Here is a 17,514-nt window from a genome sequence, read left to right as displayed (position 1 = left end):
CCCGGCCCCTCCTGAAGAGGGGTCAACTCGCGCCATTTCAGACCGCCATTGGTCCGACCTCTGGTGGCTACGCCATTCGTGTGTGATGCCTTGACCGCCCCCACGGGCGCTCTTATGGTCGCGCTGACCGCAGGACGTAGGACGTCGTACCTCCTGGAGGAACCGTGCGCGAAGACGTGACCTGGAACGTGCCCGCGCTGCACCGCCGGGCGTTCCTGAAGTACTCCGGCGCGCTGGGCGCGGCGGCGGCGATCTCCTCGTCCCTGACGGCCTGTTCGTCGGGGCCGCAGTCGACGAACGACACCGGCGGCGGGGGCACCGGCAAGAACCGCACCCTGACGGCGGTGATCGGCTACGGCAACGACGGCAGCTGGGACCCGACGCAGACGGCGTCCGCGTTCGCGATGGCCGGCAACAACCACATCTACGAGGGTCTGATCGACACCGATCCGATCACCCGCGCGCCCTATCCGGCGCTGGCGACCGCCGTGCCGAAGGACACCGGCGGCACCTCGTGGAAGTTCACCCTCCGTGCGGGCGCGAAGTTCCACGACGGGCAGCCGGTCACCGCCGACGACGTCGTGTTCGTCTTCGACCGCATCCTCGACCCGAAGACGGCGACGCTCGCGCAGGGCTTCTTCGTGAGCTGGCTGAAGGAGGCCCGGAAGATCGACGCGCAGAACGTCGAGCTGGTCCTCAAGTTCCCCTTCCCCGAAGGGATTTCACGCCTCACTCTCGCGAAGATCATGCCGCGGCACATCTTCTCGCAGCCGGGTGCCTGGGACGACGCGATCAAGGGCAAGGCGGTCGGCTCGGGGCCGTACCGGCAGACCGCGCACCACCCGAAGTCCAACACCACCTTCGCCGCCTTCACCGGCTACAACGGCCCGCGCCCGCCCGCCTTCAAGACGATGAACTGGCTGACGATCGTCGACGCGGCACCCCGGGTCGCCAAGATCTCCGGGTCGAGTGCGGGCGCGCAGATCGCCGACAACATCCCCTACGCCAACATCCAGCGGCTGCAGAGCGGCGGGCTGACGGTCGCGGGCGGGGCCGGGATGAACAACCTGTTCCTGATGTTCAACACCCGGCACAAGCCCTTCGACGACGTACGCGTACGCCAGGCACTCCACTACGCCATCGACACCGGCAAGATGGTCCAAGTGGCCCTGCGCGGACACGGGAAGCCGTCCTCGTCCTTCCTCAACGAGGGCAACCCGGCCTACCGGCGGGCGAAGACGGTCTACGCCTACGACCCCGACAAGGCGAAGGCGCTGCTGAAGGCGGCCGGGGTCAGCGGGCTCAGCGTCAACCTCATGTCGGTGAACGTGAGTTGGATCGTCGACTGCCTGCCCACCATCAAGGCGTCCTGGGACGCGATCGGTGTGCGGACGACCCTCTCCCCGCAGGAGACCACGGCCGTCTTCACCAAGATGGACCAGAAGCAGGACTACCAGATCGTGGCCGCCGCCTCGAACCCCAACCAGTTCGGCCTCGACGCCGACCTGATCATGCACTACAACTACGGCCCGCAGAACCTCTGGATGGGCTACGCCCGTTGGGCCGGGAACTCCGTCGCCAAACAGCTTTTCAAGGACATGGACCGGGCGACACAGGAGCCGGACGCGGCGAAGAAGAAGACGATGATCCAGGACTACATCGACATCGTCGCCGAACAGGCCGTGCTCTACCCGGTCGTCCACAACGAACTGATGACCGCCTGGGACCCCGGGAAGCTGGCCGGGATAAGGGCACAGCCCTACCCCGGCATAAACGTCCTCCAGGCCAAGTGGGTCTAGCCGTACAGGAGTTGGCCCATGGTCACCGTCGTCAGGATTCTGGCCCGCCGTGTCGTCCTGCTCGTGCCGTTGATGCTCGGCATCGTGCTGTTCGTGTTCGTGGTGATGCGCTTCTCGGACGTCGACCCGGCGTCCGCGTTCTTCCAGGGCGCCAACCCGACCGCGCGGCAACTGCACGACTTCCGCGAGCGGAACGGGTTGTTGGATCCCCTCCCCCTCCGCTACGTCCATTTCGTGGGCGCACTCCTGCACGGTGACCTGGGCACCAGCGCGCTGACCCGGGCGCCGGTCGTCCAGCAGGTCACCACCGCGCTGCCGCTCACCCTCCAACTCACCTTCCTGGGGCTGGCGATCGCGGTGGTGCTGTCGCTGCTCGGCGGGGTGACGGCGGCCATCTACCGGGACCGGCTGCCCGACCAGATCATCCGGGTCGTGTCGCTCACCGGGGTCGCGGCGCCCGGCTTCTGGCTGGCGCTGCTGATGATCCAGTACCTGGCCGTCGACCGGGGCTGGTTCCCGACCGGCGGCTACATCAACCCGGCGGACTCCCTCACCGGCTGGCTCAAGACGATGGCCCTCCCGGCACTCGCGCTGTCGCTGCCGGTGGCGGCCCAACTCACGCGCATCGTACGGACGTCGGTGGTCGAGGAGCTGGACAAGGACTACGTCCGGACGGCGATCGGCAGCGGACTGCCACCGAGGGTCGTGGTCGGCCGCAACGTGCTCCGCAACGCGCTCATGAACCCACTCACCGTGCTGGGTCTGCGCGTCGGATACCTGCTCGGCGGTGCGGTCGTCATCGAGACCATCTTCTCCCTCCCCGGGATGGGCAAGCTGATGATCGACGCCGTGCAGAACGGCGACCCGGCCGTCGTCCAGGGCGTGGTGCTCACGACGGCGACCGGGTTCGTCGTGGTGAACCTGGTCATCGACATCCTCTATCTGCTGGTCAACCCGCGCCTGAGGGATGCCTCCTGATGTTCACTCAGTTCCCCCGGTTCTCCCGCAAGGGCCTCGCCGAGACCCTGTCCCGGCCCGGCATCAGGCTGCGCGGCTGGCGCCGGCTGCCGCTGCCGTCGAAGATCGCGGTCTGCTTCCTGACGGTCGTCGTACTGGTGGCACTGCTCGCACCACTCCTCGCCCCGCACGACCCGCTCGACCAGCAACTGCCCGTAGACGGCACCGGGCACCCCTCCGCCGACCACTGGATGGGCCAGGACAGCCTGGGCCGGGACATCCTCAGCAGGCTGATGTACGGCGCCCGTTGGTCCCTCGCGATCGGGCTCGGGGCGACCGCGCTGGCCCTCGTGGTCGGCGCGGTGATCGGTGCGGTCGCGGCGACCGCCCGCAAGGGTGTCGACGAGACGCTGATGCGCTGCCTGGACGTGGTGATGGCGTTCCCCGGCATCGCGCTCGCGGCCGTCCTGGTCGCGGTCTTCGGCGGCGGGATCACCGTACTGATCTGCGCGATCGCGTTCCTGTTCACCCCGCCGGTGGCAAGGGTCGTACGGGCCAACGTACTTGACCAGTACGGCGAGGACTATGTGACCGCCGAGCGGGTGATCGGCGCCCGCACCCCGCACATCGTCATCAGGCACGTGGCGGTCAACTGCGCTGCCCCGATCCTGGTGTTCTGCACCGTGCAGGTCGCCGAGGCGATCGTCTTCGAGGCGTCGCTGTCGTTCATCGGCGCGGGCGTACGGCCCCCGGACCCGTCATGGGGCAGTGTCATCGCGGACGGCAAGAACATGGTGCTGACCGGGGGTTGGTGGGCGACGGTCTTCCCCGGCCTGCTGACGCTGATCACCGTACTGTCCCTGAACATACTGTCCGAGGGAGTCTCGGACGCCTGGGCGGCTCCGGCGCCCCGCGAGGTGGACGTACGACCCGACGAGGACCCGCTCGACGCGCCCGCGCCAGGCAGCGGTGAGGTGCTCCAGCTCCCCGGCCTGACGGAGGCGGCACTACGACTCCGGTCGCGCGCAAGGCCGTTGCCCGACCCCGACGGCATGCCGGTACTCGCGGTCGAGAACCTCGCCATCGGCTTCGAGGGCCGCCACCACGGCGTCGACATCGTCGACGGCATCAGCTTCGAGGTGCAGGCGGGCGAAGTCCTGGGCCTGGTGGGCGAGTCGGGCTGCGGCAAGTCGCTGACGGCGCTCGCGGTGATGGGCCTGGAACCGAAGGGCGCGCGGGTGCGCGGCCATGTCCGTTTCAACCAGCGCCAGTTGGTGGGCGAACCGATGCGGGTGCGCCGCAAGCTGCTGGGCCACGAGATGGCCATGGTCTACCAGGACGCGCTGTCGTCCCTCAACCCGGCGATGACGATCCGGGCCCAGCTCAAGCAGGTGATAAGGCGCGGAGGCCGCCGTGGCGCGGGCGAGTTGCTGACGATGGTCGGCCTCGATCCCGAACGCACCCTGCGCAGCTACCCGCACGAACTCTCCGGCGGCCAGCGCCAACGCGTCCTGATCGCCATGGCGTTGTCCCGCGACCCCAAGCTGATCGTCGCCGACGAACCGACCACCGCCCTCGACGTCACCGTGCAGGCGCAGGTCATAGAGCTACTGCTGCGGCTGCGCGAGGAGTTGGGCTTCGCGCTCGTCCTCGTCTCGCACGACCTCGCGCTGATCGCCGATGTCACCGACCGGGTGGTGGTGATGTACGGCGGACAGATCGTGGAGACGGGCGTGACCGCCGACCTGGTGGAGTCACCGGCGCACCACTACACGCGCGGCCTGCTCGGCAGTGTGCTGTCCCTCGAATCGGCGGCCGAGCGGATGACCCAGATCAAGGGTGTCGTCCCCTCCCCCGCCGACTTCCCGGCCGGCTGTCGCTTCGCCGACCGCTGCCCGCTGGCGAGCGACCTCTGCCGTACGACCGCGCCGGACCTGGTCGGCCCGCGCACGCACACGGCGGCCTGCCACCACCCGGCGATCGACCTGGTGACGACGGAGAGCGAGACGGTGTCATGAGTGCGCTCGTGGATTTGTCCGACGCTCATGTCGTGCACAAGGCGCGCAGCGGCGGTCTGTTCAGCCGCGATCACGTCTACGCCCTGACCGGCGCCGATCTCACCATCGCGCCCGGCGAGACGGTCGGCGTGGTCGGCGAGTCCGGCTGCGGCAAGTCCACGCTGGCAAAGGTGTTGGTGGGCGTACAGCGGCCGACGTCCGGCACGGTGTCCTTCCGGGGCCGCGACCTGTGGTCGATGCCGGACGGCGAACGCCGGGCCGCGGTGGGCACCGGCATCGGCATGATCTTCCAGGACCCGTCGACCGCGCTGAACCGCCGTCTGACGATCCGCCGGATACTGCGCGACCCGCTGGACGTGCACGGCCGCGGAGACCGGAGCCAACGGGAGGACCGGGTAAGGGAGTTGATGTCGCTGGTCGGCCTTCCGCGCGCGCTCGCGGACGGCCTTCCCGGTCAGCTGTCGGGTGGGCAGCGCCAACGAGTGGCGATCGCGAGGGCGTTGGCGCTGGACCCCGACCTGGTGGTGGCCGACGAACCGACCAGCGCGTTGGACGTGTCGGTCCGGGCCCAGATCCTCAACCTGTTGTTGGACCTGAAGGAACGCCTGGGCCTGGCCCTGGTGTTCGTGTCCCACGACATCCAGACGGTACGGCGGATGAGCGACCGCGTGATCACCATGTACCTGGGCCGGATCGTCGAGGAGACCCCGGCCGACCAGGTCACCGACCGGGCGAGGCACCCATACACCCGGGCGCTGTTCTCGGCGACACCGGGCCTCCTCCACCCCATCGACCCGATCCCGCTGATCGGACCGGTGCCGTCGGCGACCCGGCCGCCGAGCGGCTGCCCGTTCCGTACCCGCTGCTGGAAGTCCGACGAGGTGTGCGCATCGGCCATGCCGGACTTTTCACCCGCGTCGACGCCGGGGCATCGGTACCGCTGCCACCATCCTGTGGAGGAGGACCTGACCACCCGCGACCTCGTTCGCCAAAGCCGCCCCATGGAGCCTTCATGACCTTCCCCGCCCCGCTCACCGGTGTCGTACCGCCCGTCTGCACGCCCCTGACACCGGACCGCGAGGTGGACGTCCGTTCACTGCTCAGGCTCGTCGACCATCTGGTCGGGGCCGGGGTGCACGGGCTGTTCCTGCTCGGCTCGACCTCGGAGGCGGCGTATCTGACGGACCGGCAGCGCCGGTATGTCGTCGAGACGGTCGTGGCTCATGTGGGAGGTCAACTCCCGGTGCTGGCGGGGGCGATCGACATGACGACGCCTCGGGTGCTGGACCATGTGGCCGCGGTGACGGACGCCGGGGCGGACGCGGTGGTGGTGACCGCGCCGTTCTACACGCGCACCCATCCCGCCGAGATCGCCCGCCACTACCGTCTGATCGCCGCCGCGTCACCGGTCCCGGTCGTCGCCTACGACCTCCCGGCCTCCGTCCACACCAAGCTGCCCGCCGACCTCGTCCTCGAACTCGCCGCCGAGGGCGTCCTGGCCGGCCTCAAGGACTCCAGCGGCGACCTCGGCGGCTTCCGTACGGTCGTGATGGGCACCCGTACCCGCCCCGACATCACCGGTTTCAGCGTGCTGACCGGTTCCGAGCTCTTCGTCGACTCCGCGCTGGCGTTGGGGGCGGACGGGGCGGTGCCTGGTCTCGCCAACGTCGATCCGCACGGGTACGTCCGCCTCGACGCGCTGTGCCGGGCCGGGGACTGGTCGCGTGCGCGGGCCGAACAGGAACGGCTGTGCGGGTTGTTCGGGCTGGTGGGTGCCGGTGACCCGGCGCGGATGGGCGGCAGTTCGTCGGCCCTCGGGGCGTTCAAGGCGGCACTGCATCTGCGGGGCGTGATCGAGTGCGCGGCGACTGCGGAGCCACAGGTGGGGTTGTCTGCCGACGAGGTGGAGCAGGTGGGGAAGTTCCTGGCGGCGGCGGGGTTGCTGTAACCACATTTCCCACCCACCCACCCGTCTCGGTCAGTTGAATGGTTCACGTTTCAACCCACCGAATCGGGTGGTCGGTGGGCACAGGCCGGAGGTCTGGGAGGCGGAGCCCCCAGCAACACAGTCCGAGCCCAGTTGACCCGCGCGAACTACTCCGTGGTGACGCCTCTGTGATCGATCGGCACCAGAACCGAACAGCCTGGTGGTCGCCGCGTCCGCCGTGGTCACCGACGACGAAGGGCGCGTGCTCCTTCAGCGCCGTAGGGACAACGATCTCTGGGCACTCCCGGGTGGCGGCATGGAGATGACGGACTCGCTCCCAGGGACGGCGGTCCGCGAGGTGAGGGAGGAGACGGGGCTGGACGTGGAGATCACCGGGCTCGTGGGCACGTACACCGACCCCCGTCACGTCATCGCCTACTCGGACGGCGAGGTCCGCAGACAGTTCAACGTCTGCTTCACCGCCCGCACGGTCGGCGGCCGGCTCGCGATCTCGGACGAATCCACGGAACTGCGGTTCGTCCAGCCGGAAGAGATCGGTCAACTGCCGATGCACCACACACAGCGGCTCCGGATCCGGCATTTCCTGGAGCACCGTGATCGGCCCTATCTCGGCTGAGCTCGTGGGTCGCGGTGACGGCAACTCTGGTGGGGGCGTCCTGGCGGCGCGAGTTGAGGTCAGCGGCCGGCGCCCGCCGCGTCGGGAATGTGGACGTGCTGCGTGAGGAACAGGGCTGCGCGGTCCAGTGCCTGGTCCGCCTCGTCCAGGGCGCCGGCGAAAGCCTGGAACACGTGCGGCACATCGGCGGTGATGTCCAGGATGACGTCCACTCCGGCCGCCCTCGCGCGCGTGGCCAGGCGGGTGGAGTCGTCCAGCATGATCTCGTTGGTGCCCACCTGGACGAGCATCGGGGGGAAGCCGGTCAGGTCGGCGAGGACGGCCGGGCTGAGCATGGGCTGGTGCGGATCCTGCCCGGCGAGGTACATGGCTCCGGTGTGCTCAACGGACTTGCGGGTGAGGATCGGGTCGATGCCTTCCTTGGTGTCCATGCTCTCGCCCGTGCGGGTGGCGTCCAAGCCCGGCGAGAACATCACAACGGCGGCGGGCAGCGGGAGGCCCGCGTCGCGGACGGCCAGACAGGTCGTGACGGTGAGGCCGCCGCCGGCCGAGTCCCCGGCGAACACGATGGCCGAAGGGTCCTGACCGCTGTCGAGGAGGGCGCGGTAGGCACTCAGCGTGTCTTCGATCGCGGCCGGGAACGGGTGCTCGGGCGCGAGCCGGTAGTCCACCGAGTACGCCCCGAAGCCGGTCTTGGCAACGAGGTGTCCCGTCACCGACAGCGCGGTTTCCGGGGAGCCGTACACCCAGCCGCCGCCGTGGAAGTACAGGATCGTCCCGGCGCGCGGCCCGCTGTCCGGCTCGACACGCAGTGCGGGTCGGTCACCGAGAGCCGTCCGCTCGGTGCGGATGCCGCCGGGCACGATCATCCGGGCCATCAGCGCCTCGAATCCGACTCGGATCGCCTCGACCGACCGGGGGCCCTCTGGTCGCGGCTGCCGCAGCATTGCATCGATCCGCGCGCGCTGTTCCTTGCTCATCGTCCTTCTCCCGCCCAGGTGCCTGCCATGGAACTATATTCCACGGCATCTAAAGTAGACTATATGCCGTGGCATCCAAAGCGAGCAGTGAGACAGTCGACCTCCCGGGCTTCTTCTCCGACCTGGTCCGCTGCGAGACGCGTCTGTACAACGCCCTCAACGACCGGCTCCGCGAGCGGCACGGGATCGTCACCTCGCAGTTCGAGGCCCTGCGTTACCTGCGCAACCACCCCGAGTCCCGTGTGGCGGACCTCGCCGCCGAATTCGCCATCGGCATCGGGGCGACCAGCAAGACCATCGACCGTCTGGAGAAGCAGGGCTGGGTCGTCCGGCAGCCGAATCCGTCCGATCGCCGGTCCTCCCTGCTGGCCCTGACCGACGACGGTCTGCGGTTGGCCGACGCGGCGGAAGAGACCTTTGCCGAGCGACTGGCCGAGCTGACCGCGGACGCCCTCAAGGCGTCTTCCATGACGGCCGCCGCGCAGGCCCTCTCGGAGCTGCGTTCCGTCCTGGAGCGCGACCGGATCGGTACGCCCACCGGCTGACGCGTCTCCACCACCCGGCCGAAACGTCAACGGCCGGGCATGGTCGGCCCCGGCGCACCCCCGGGGTCGGCCCATCCGCCGACCTCACACACCGTCACCCGCCGCTCAGTGCTGCCACACCCACCCGCCGGAACTCGATCGTGTCGTACGTCCCCGTCACCCCCGTCTCGTACAGCACCCCCACCGTGTCCGCCCCCACCCGCACCAGATCCGAATACCCCGCCCGCTGCTGCGACAGCACGACCGCCCTCACGAAGGTCGCCCCGGCATCCCCGCTCCGCCAGATCGCCATCCCCTGGCGGACGTTGGGCACGGACGGCGCCGAGAACAGCAACGCCCCACCCGCGCCGGGGAGTTGGAGCACGCTCCCCTCCACCACCGAGACGTCGTCCAAGGTGTGCTGTACCGCGTACGGCCGGTCAAGCGTCTCGCCCCCGTCGCCGGAGTACGTGTCGAGCCGGTTGCCCGGGCTCGTGCCCAACTGGTCCCGTGAGCTGAAGTACAGGCGCCCGTCGGGGAGTTCGGCCGCCGACGACTCGTTCGCGTTGTCGACCCCGGTGTACGTGGAATCCACGAACCCCAGCCGCCAGGTCTCACCGCCGTCGTCGCTGTACAGGTCGTGGCCGCCGTAGTACCTGGCCTCCTGCCCGGTGTCGGTCGACCCGGCGGGCGGCGCGGCGGAGTGGTTCGCCGGGATCACCAGCCGCCCGGCATGCACCCCCCGTGTCAGCGCGACCGCGTGTCCGGGCCCCGTCGCGTACCAGCGCCAGGTCGGGAGCTTCACCTCGCCCGTGATGTCCCGAGGAGCCGTGAAGGTGCGGCCGTCGTCCCAGCTGCGCTGTACGAACACCCGGCGGCTCTGCTCGGCCGTGACCTCGCCGCGCATGATCCGCCCCTCGGTCACGGTCCCGCTGTTGTAGGAGGTGACCAGCACGATCGCGCCGCTGCGGGGGTCGATCACGGGTGCCGGGTTGCCCCGGGTGTCCCCGTCCCCGGCGGCCACCACGGACAGCGGTCCCCAGGTGCAGCCGCCGTCGGTGGAGCGCCGTAGGACGACGTCGATGTTGCCGGTGTCGCCCGCGCTGTTGTGGCGCCCCTCGGCGAAGGCGAGGACGGTGCCCTGGTCGGTGGTGACGGTCGCGGGGATGCGGTAGGTGTCGTAGCCGCCGTCCCCGGAGACGTAGGGCACCGAGGATGTACAGCCGGAACGCGCGGACGCGTGGCCGGCGAGCGTGATGGGGGCGGCCAGTACTGCTGCTACGAGAAGCGTGCGGCTCAGGATGGTCATCGCTCTCCCTCACGGAGTCGCCCCTCGCGGAACGACGCTGACCTGTCTGTCCGTCACAGCCTCCCCGGTGTCACCATCCCGGACTCGTACGCCACGATCACCAGCTGGGCCCGGTCCCGCGCCCCGAGTTTGCCCATGATGCGGCTGACGTGCGTCTTCGCGGTCAGCGGACTCAGGCCCAACGCTTCGGCCACCTCGGTGTTGTTGAGGCCGCGGGCGACCAGGGCGAGCACTCCGCGTTCCCGTGCGGAGAGGCATTCGGGGCCGCCGGTGGCGGGCACGACGGGGCTGCACAGGAAGCGGGAGATGAGCCGGGCCGTCGGACCCGGCGACAGAAGCGCCTCTCCGGCCGCCACCGTGCGGATCGCGTCGAGGAGTTCGGCCGGACGGGTGTCCTTGACCAGGAATCCGGAGGCGCCGGCGCGCAGCGCGTCGATCACGTTCTCGTCGGTGTCGTAGGTGGTGAGGACGAGGACCTTGACCCCGGCGAGGTCCTCGTCGGCGGCGATGAGGCGGGTGGCCTCGATGCCGTCGAGGTCGGGCATGCGGATGTCCATGAGGACGAGGTCGGCGCGCGAGGTGCGGGCGAGCGCCACGGCCTCACGGCCGGTGGCGGCCTGTCCTACGACCTCCATGTCCCGCGCCGATTCGACGAGCATCGCGAACGCGGCCCGTACGAGGGTCTGGTCGTCGGCGAGGAGCACCCGGATGGCGGTCATCGTCCTCCTTCGACGAGCGAGTGCAGGGGCAGTACGGCGTTCACGGCGAAGCCCTCCCTGTCCCGTGGCCCGGCGGTCAGTGTGCCGCCGACGCTGCGGACCCGTTCGCGCATGCCGACAAGACCGAAGCCGGGCGGGGCTACGCCGCTGCCGAGTCCGTCGTCGGTGACGTCCACGTGCAGGGCGCCGTCGCACTCGTGGACGCCGACCCGCACGGTGAGGTCGGCGCGCCCGCCGTGCCGTACCGCGTTGGTGAGCGCCTCCTGGACTATCCGGTAGGCGGCGGCGCCGACGGCGGCCGGGACGGCGTCGGCCAGCACCGCGAGTTCGACCTTCGCGCCCGCGTCCCGGGCCGTGGCGGCGAGGTCGGGCAGTGCGCCGAGGCCGGGGAGCGGGCCGCGTTCGTCGGGCGGGCCGTCGTCCCGGAGCACCTCCAGGGTGGTGCGGAGTTCGCCGCGTGCGCTGCGGCAGGTGTCCGCGATGTCGTCGAGGGCCTTGGCGACGGCGGCCCGGTCGAGGCGGTCGGGGTCCTCGCTGAGCACATGCGCGGCCACCGAGGTCCGCACGCCGATGAGGGTGATGCTGTGCGCGAGCAGGTCGTGCAGGTCGCGGGCGATGCGCAGGCGTTCCTCGGCGACGCGGCGGCGGGCCTCCTCCTCGCGGGTGCGTTCGGCACGTTCAGCGCGTTCGAGGGCGGTCGCGGTGAGTTGGCGGTGGACGCGGAGGTAGCCGCCGAGGACGAGCATGGAGACGACCCAGCCGGCGATCTGGAAGCTCTCGGCGACCCCGGCCATGCCGTGCCCGGCCTTCAGCACGAGCATCAGCCCGACCACCGAACAGCCGACGGACACCGTACGCCGGGTGCTGCCGGTGACGGCCACCGTGTAGAGGAGGACCATGGAGGCGGCGGTCGGCGCCGAGTGGTTGTAGTCCTGCCGGTGGTAGAACCCGATCAGCGGGATCATCACGCACAGCACCGTCAGCGGGGCGCGCCGCCGCCACACCAGCGGGACGTGCAGGGCGAGCAGCAGGGTCCAGCCGAGCGCGTCCGGCCGCCGTCCGCTGCCGAAGCTGACGGCGACGACCGACGCGAGCACGGCGAGACCGGCGGCGAGGAGCGCGTCCTGCCGCCGGACGCTCGTCATGATTGCCCGCTTCACGGGGTTCATCCTCCGCCAGGCGTACGCGAGGCCCTCACACCGGCTCCCGCTGCCGCTCCGGCCGTACGGCCTCGGGTGCCCGGGACAGCCGCCCCGGCCACCACACCTTCCGCCCCAGCAGCACACTCGCGCTGGTCACCAGGTAGGTCCGCACGAGGAAGGTGTCCAGCAGCACGCCCACCGCGATCACGAAGCCCAGCTCGACGAGTTGCACCAGCCCCATGTTGGTCAGCACCGCGAAGGTCGCGGCGAGGACCAGCCCGGCGGAGGCGATGACCCCGCCCGTCGTCCGCAGGGCGGTCAGCGCGGCGGCGACCGGCTCCGCGCCCCCGATCGACTCCTCGCGCATCCGGTGCATGAGGAAGATGCCGTAGTCGACGCCGAGGGCGACCAGGAAGACGAAGGAGAGCAGTCCCAGCCCCGGGTCGGTCCCCTGGAATCCGAACAGTGGCCCGAACACCAGCCCGCCGATGCCGAGCGCAGCGCCCCACACCGCGATCACGGCGGCCACCAGCATCAGCGGCGCGACCAGCGACCGCAGCAGGACGATCAGGATCAGCAGCACGGACGCGAGGACGATCGGCACGACGACCAGCCGGTCCCGCGCGTTGGTGTCCCGCAGGTCGATCTGCTGGGCGCTGGGTCCGCCGACGTAGGAGCCCTTGAGCGTGTGCCGCAGGTCGGTGATGGTGCGCGTCTCGGCCGCCGATTGGGGGGCGCCTACGGCGGTCACGGAGATCTCCGTCCAGCCGTGTCCGCTACGGCCCTGCTGGGCGCCGGCGACGCCCCGGGTGGCCCGGATCGTGGCGAGGGTGGCGTCGGCGCGGTCGGCCGGGGTGACGACGTCTATGGGCTGCGCGGAACGTTCGGGGTAGGCCTCGGCGAGGGTGCGCATCGCGGTGACGGAGTCGGGGCGGTCGACGAAGGTGTCGTCCTGTTTGAGGGAGCCGGGCAGGTTCAGGGTGCCCAGGGCGAGTGCGCCGAGCAGGACGGCACCGCCGGTGAGGACGAGCAGGGGCCGGCGTCCGGCGGAGCTGCCCATCGCGGTGAACAGCGAGCGGCGGGCCTTGGGTGCGGAGCCGAACGCGGGGACCAGGGGCCAGAACACGCGGCGGCCGAGCAGGACGAGGAGCGCGGGCAGCAGGGTGAGCATCGCGACGAGTGCGGACAGGACGCCGACCGTGCCCAACGGGCCCATTCCGCGGCTGGAGTTGAGGTCGGCGGCGAGCAGGCACAGCAGTCCGGCGGCGACCGTGCCGGAGGAGGCGAGCACGGCGGGCCCGCAGCCGCGCAGGGCGGCGCGCATCGCGTCGTAGGGGCGCTCCACGCGTCGTAGCTCCTCGCGGTAGCGGGAGACGAGCAGCAGGGCGTAGTCGGTGCCCGCGCCGAAGGCGAGGATCGTCATGATGCCCGTGCTCTGGCCCGAAATGGTCGTCCCGAAGGCCTGGTTGAGGCCGTAGGCGACCCCTGTGGACAGGAAGTCGCCGACTCCGGCGACCGCGAGGGGGACGAGCCAGAGGACCGGGCTGCGGTAGATCAGGATCAGCAGTGCGGCGACCACCGCGACGGTCGTGTAGAGCAGGGGGCCGCCCAGCGAGTCGAAAACCTTGCCCGCGTCGGTGGCCAGCGCACCGGGGCCGCCGACCTCGACCGTCAACCCGCCCTTGTCCTGGGTGACTTGGCGGATGTCGTCGACGAGGGCGGTGCGCTTCTTCTCGTCGGTGCCGGGCCAGTTGCTGGTGACCGGGTACATGAGGGTGGTGCCGTCGGCGGACGGGACGCCGTGCGGTGTGGCGGAGAGTGGGTGCAATGTGCGGATCCGCGCGAGCTGTTGGGCCGCCGTGGATTTGTCGGCGGCGGTGAGTCCGCCGGTGCGGTGGTAGACGAGGACCAGCTCGGTGGTCTGGCCGCCGGGCAACTGCTCCTGGATCTTGGCGACTTGCGTGGAGTCGGCGCTCGCGGGCAGATAGTCGGTCACCCGGTCGTGTGTGACGTCGCCGAGCTTCGACGCGAACGGCGAGGCCAGCGCGAGCACTCCGATCCAGAGCGCGAGCACCACCCAGGGGATGGCTCGTCGCCTTGTGCTGTTCCTCTGTTCGGCCCCCATGGAACGGGTCCCCTCCCGGCGCGGCGCGGATGTCTGGTTGCACTGTCCAGACTTCCGGCGCGGGAGGGCCGGGTCGTCGCACGGGAGGGCGAGTTCCGGCGTACTGCCGGGGGCGGCCGAGGCGGCCGTACTACTCCCCGGGGAGTAGTGGAGGGTCAGGGTTACGACGGCGTCCGCGCCGCCGCCAGCAGCCTGGTCACGTCGTCCGAGCAGATGGTGAGGGCCGCGCCCACCGTCGCGAGGGCGTCGCGTTCGGCCGGGGTGTAGGGGCCGTCGGCGAGGGCGATGCGGGCGCCCTGGAGCAGGATCGATTCGCGGCCGGCGGGGGCGAGGTGGGGGGCGAGCGGGTCGAGGGCCTCGTGCAGCTCTATGGCGAGGCCGGCGCCGCTGGGTTCGCCGAAGACGCGGCCGGTGTCGGCCGCCAGGGCCTCCACGAGCGCGCCGAGCTGGTCCTCGGTGCAGTCCTGGAAGCCGGCGGCCCTGACGGTGCCCGCGGCGGCCTCCAGGGACGTACGGGCGCAGGTGCCGCCGGCCGCGAGGACCGCGAGGGCGACCGTGTGGACGGCGTCGCGGAGCATCGCGGAGAAGCGGCTCGTGGTGGGGTGGTCGAGGACATCGGTGCCGTAGTGGCCCTGACAGGCGGCGCACTCGACGACCGGGCCGGTGTCGCCGCGCGGCAGCACCGGCATGCCGAGCAGGGTGAAGCGGCGGCGCCCGGTGAGCCGCTGGTAGTTGCGGTCGCCCCCGCAGCCGGGGCAGAAGAACTCGCCGTCTCCGACGCTGGTCCACGCGGTACGGATGCCCAGCACGCGCGCTGCACGGCCCTCATGGACAACTCGGCCGTTTCGTCCCCGTTCTGGCAGCACGTCGCACCTCCGTAACGCCGCGGCAACATCGCCGCGCTGGCGTGATGTTAGCCACATTGTTGAGCTGGAGTCAGTACCCAGGACGAGACCTTCCCGTGACCTGCACATCGAATGGCCGGGAAACGACGGGGCCCCGCCCGCCGGAGAGCGGCGTGCGGGGCCTTTGAGCGACGGGTAAACCGCCGGTCAGGATGGTTCAGCGGGTAGCGCGGTTGACGGCGGAGACGACTGCCTTCAGTGAGGCACGTGTCGTATTCGCGTCGATCCCGATTCCCCAGAGGATCTTGTCGTCGATCGCGCATTCGATGTACGAGGCGGCCTGCGCGGAGGCGCCCTCGCTCATCGTGTGCTCCTGGTAGTCCAGCAGGCGTACGTCGATGCCGACGGACTGCAGGGCGTCGAAGAAGGCGGAGATCGGGCCGTTGCCGGCGCCGGTCAGGACGGTGTCGACGCCGTCGACGGTGGCCTCCACCTTGAGCGTGTCCACGCCGTCGGTGTCGGTGGTCGACTGGCCGGTCTTGACCTGGATGCGGCCCCAGGGGTTGTCCGGGTTCGGCAGGTACTCGTCCTCGAAGGTCGCCCAGATCTCCTTCGGGGTGACCTCGCCGCCCTCGGCGTCCGTCTTGGCCTGGATCAGCTTCGAGAACTCGATCTGCATCCGGCGCGGCAGGTCCAGCTTGTGGTCGTTCTTCAGGACGTACGCGATACCGCCCTTGCCCGACTGCGAGTTGACCCGGATGACGGCCTCGTAGGAGCGGCCGACGTCCTTCGGGTCGATCGGCAGGTACGGGACGGCCCACTCGATGTCGTCGACCGTGACGCCCTTGGCGGCGGCGTCGGCCTCCATCGCGTCGAAGCCCTTCTTGATGGCGTCCTGGTGGGAGCCGGAGAAGGACGTGTAGACCAGGTCGCCCACGTACGGGTGGCGCGGGTGGACCTCCATCTGGTTGCAGTACTCCCACGTACGACGGATCTCGTCGATGTCGGAGAAGTCGATCTGCGGGTCGACGCCCTGGGAGAACAGGTTCATGCCCAGGGTGACCAGGTCGACGTTGCCGGTGCGCTCGCCCTGGCCGAACAGGCAGCCCTCGACGCGGTCGGCGCCGGCCATCAGCGCCAGCTCGGCGGCGGCGACGGCCGTACCGCGGTCGTTGTGCGGGTGGATGGAGAGGACGACGTGCTCGCGGCGGGACAGGTGGCGGCCCATCCACTCGAAGCGGTCGGCGTGCGTGGACGGGGTCGAACGCTCAACGGTGGCAGGCAGGTTGAGGATGATCTCGCGGCCCGGGCCGGGCTGCCAGACGTCCATGACCGCCTCGCAGACCTCCAGCGCGAAGTCCAGCTCGGTGTCCGTGAAGATCTCGGGGCTGTACTGGTAGCCGAACTCGGTCTCGGGGCCCAGCAGTACGTCGGCGTACTTCATCACCAGGCGGGTGCCGTCGACGGCGATCTGCTTGATGTCGTCCTTGGAGCCGCGGAAGACCACGCGGCGGAAGACGGGCGCGGTCGCGTTGTAGAGGTGCAGGGTGGCCCGCTTGGCGCCCTTCAGGGACTCCACGGTCCGCTCGATCAGGTCCTCGCGGGCCTGGGTCAGCACGGAGATCGTGACGTCGTCCGGGATCGCGCCCTCTTCCTCGATGATCGAGCGGACGAAATCGAAGTCGGTCTGACCCGAGGCCGGGAAGCCGACCTCGATCTCCTTGTAGCCCATCTTGACCAGCAGGTCGAACATCGCGCGCTTGCGCACGGGCGACATGGGGTCGATCAGGGCCTGGTTGCCGTCCCGCAGATCGGTGGAGAGCCAGCGGGGGGCGACGGTGATCCGCTGCTGGGGCCAGGTGCGGTCGGGGATGTCGACCTGCTCGTACTGGCCGTACTTGTGGATCGGCATGGAACTGGGCTGCTGGCGATTGGCGCTCTTGGCCATGATGCGTGGGCTCCTCGTGGTGTCCTGAAGGACGGCCGACGACGCAACGCGAAGCTCCGCGGGGAGGGAGTCGACCTGGACTACAGGCCCTCGCCGCGGCAGCTAAGGAGAAGCAGCCCGTAACGCATGATGCTCAGCAGAGTAGCCGAGTCGTGCGCCGCGCGGGGGGCCGTATCACTATGCGGGACATCCACGGCCGTATACCACTCTCTGCTACGAGACCGTGATGATTGTCCCCGTATTTCACCAATCATGGTTGCCGGTAGTGACAGCGGCATAACTCAGTGCCAAGGTGCCGGGCATGACGACACACGGGGGCTTCGAGCCCGTCTTCTGCACGATCGTCCCACCGCATGTCCTCGACAAGCTCGCCCAGCACGAGGACCCCGCGCTCGCCGGTCCCGCCCGCGAGACCCTGCAGCGCGACGCCTACGAGCGCACCCACCGCCGGCTGACCACCGTGCTCGGCGCACCGACGCTCGCCGCGCCCACCGAGTCCGACAAGCCGAAGCGCACGATCTACGACGCCAAGCACAAGCAGGACCTGCCCGGCAAGAAGGTCCGCGCCGAGGGCTCCGACCCCG

Annotated in this window: 14 protein-coding genes and 1 pseudogene; 8 read left to right on the top strand and 7 right to left on the bottom strand. The window is 70.1% G+C overall.

Annotated features, from left to right (window positions below; all coding sequences use genetic code 11):
- Positions 1 to 164 precede the first annotated feature (164 nt).
- The 6 genes from OC490_RS43715 (at position 165) to OC490_RS43690 (ending at position 7,338) form a co-directional block, all read left to right on the top strand.
- Positions 165 to 1,799 (top strand): ABC transporter substrate-binding protein, encoded by a 1,635-nt coding sequence (locus OC490_RS43715; RefSeq protein WP_262063626.1) that lies wholly within the window; start codon positions 165 to 167, stop codon positions 1,797 to 1,799.
- A gap of 18 nt (positions 1,800 to 1,817) precedes the next feature.
- Positions 1,818 to 2,777, top strand: coding sequence for an ABC transporter permease (locus tag OC490_RS43710; RefSeq protein WP_262063625.1), 960 nt, complete (start codon positions 1,818 to 1,820; stop codon positions 2,775 to 2,777).
- Positions 2,777 to 4,774 (top strand): dipeptide/oligopeptide/nickel ABC transporter permease/ATP-binding protein, encoded by a 1,998-nt coding sequence (locus OC490_RS43705; protein ID WP_262063624.1) that lies wholly within the window; start codon positions 2,777 to 2,779, stop codon positions 4,772 to 4,774. The genes OC490_RS43710 and OC490_RS43705 overlap by 1 nt, the downstream gene beginning before the upstream one ends.
- Entirely contained in the window at positions 4,771 to 5,790 is a 1,020-nt protein-coding gene (locus OC490_RS43700; RefSeq protein WP_262063623.1) for an ABC transporter ATP-binding protein, read from the top strand. Before OC490_RS43705 ends, OC490_RS43700 begins: the two co-directional genes overlap by 4 nt.
- A complete protein-coding gene (locus OC490_RS43695; RefSeq protein ID WP_262063622.1) occupies positions 5,787 to 6,722 on the top strand; it encodes a dihydrodipicolinate synthase family protein in 936 nt (311 codons plus the stop codon). Before OC490_RS43700 ends, OC490_RS43695 begins: the two co-directional genes overlap by 4 nt.
- A 196-nt stretch (positions 6,723 to 6,918) precedes the next feature.
- Positions 6,919 to 7,338, top strand: coding sequence for an NUDIX domain-containing protein (locus OC490_RS43690; protein WP_262063699.1), 420 nt, complete (start codon positions 6,919 to 6,921; stop codon positions 7,336 to 7,338).
- 59 nt (positions 7,339 to 7,397) lie between these two features.
- On the opposite strand, the gene OC490_RS43685 is transcribed toward OC490_RS43690, so the two are convergent.
- Complete coding sequence (locus tag OC490_RS43685; protein WP_262063621.1) at positions 7,398 to 8,318, bottom strand: alpha/beta hydrolase; 921 nt, start codon at positions 8,316 to 8,318, stop codon at positions 7,398 to 7,400.
- Between the two features lie 68 nt (positions 8,319 to 8,386).
- Between OC490_RS43685 and OC490_RS43680 the strand changes: the two genes are divergently transcribed.
- Positions 8,387 to 8,863, top strand: coding sequence for a MarR family winged helix-turn-helix transcriptional regulator (locus OC490_RS43680; protein WP_262063620.1), 477 nt, complete (start codon positions 8,387 to 8,389; stop codon positions 8,861 to 8,863).
- Positions 8,864 to 8,957: 94 nt separating this feature from the next.
- Here the strand turns inward: OC490_RS43680 and OC490_RS43675 are convergent, their stop codons facing one another.
- The 6 genes from OC490_RS43675 to leuA form a co-directional block, all read right to left on the bottom strand.
- A complete protein-coding gene (locus tag OC490_RS43675; RefSeq protein WP_262063619.1) occupies positions 8,958 to 10,151 on the bottom strand; it encodes a sialidase family protein in 1,194 nt (397 codons plus the stop codon).
- 53 nt (positions 10,152 to 10,204) lie between these two features.
- On the bottom strand, positions 10,205 to 10,870 hold the full coding sequence (locus OC490_RS43670) for a response regulator transcription factor (protein WP_262063618.1): 666 nt from the start codon (positions 10,868 to 10,870) through the stop codon (positions 10,205 to 10,207).
- On the bottom strand, positions 10,867 to 12,039 hold the full coding sequence (locus OC490_RS43665) for a sensor histidine kinase (protein ID WP_410099253.1): 1,173 nt from the start codon (positions 12,037 to 12,039) through the stop codon (positions 10,867 to 10,869). Before OC490_RS43665 ends, OC490_RS43670 begins: the two co-directional genes overlap by 4 nt.
- 25 nt (positions 12,040 to 12,064) lie before the next feature.
- Positions 12,065 to 14,137, bottom strand: coding sequence for an MMPL family transporter (locus OC490_RS43660; protein ID WP_262063617.1), 2,073 nt, complete (start codon positions 14,135 to 14,137; stop codon positions 12,065 to 12,067).
- Between the two features lie 161 nt (positions 14,138 to 14,298).
- The gene (locus tag OC490_RS43655; RefSeq protein ID WP_200712876.1) at positions 14,299 to 15,003 is read right to left on the bottom strand and encodes a TerB family tellurite resistance protein; all 705 of its coding nucleotides are present in this window, start codon (positions 15,001 to 15,003) and stop codon (positions 14,299 to 14,301) included.
- A 196-nt stretch (positions 15,004 to 15,199) separates the two neighbouring features.
- Complete coding sequence (gene leuA / locus OC490_RS43650) at positions 15,200 to 16,930, bottom strand: 2-isopropylmalate synthase (protein WP_262063616.1); 1,731 nt, start codon at positions 16,928 to 16,930, stop codon at positions 15,200 to 15,202.
- 301 nt (positions 16,931 to 17,231) lie between these two features.
- Here leuA and OC490_RS43645 point away from each other — a divergent pair.
- Positions 17,232 to 17,514 (top strand): annotated as a pseudogene (locus OC490_RS43645) (peptidase M4 family protein); the annotation flags it as partial.

The sequence above is a fragment of the Streptomyces sp. STR69 genome (genome assembly GCF_024519455.1).
Classification (GTDB): domain Bacteria; phylum Actinomycetota; class Actinomycetes; order Streptomycetales; family Streptomycetaceae; genus Streptomyces.
The sequence above is the reverse complement of the archived record's forward strand: the minus strand, read 5'-3'. Positions and strand labels throughout refer to the sequence as shown.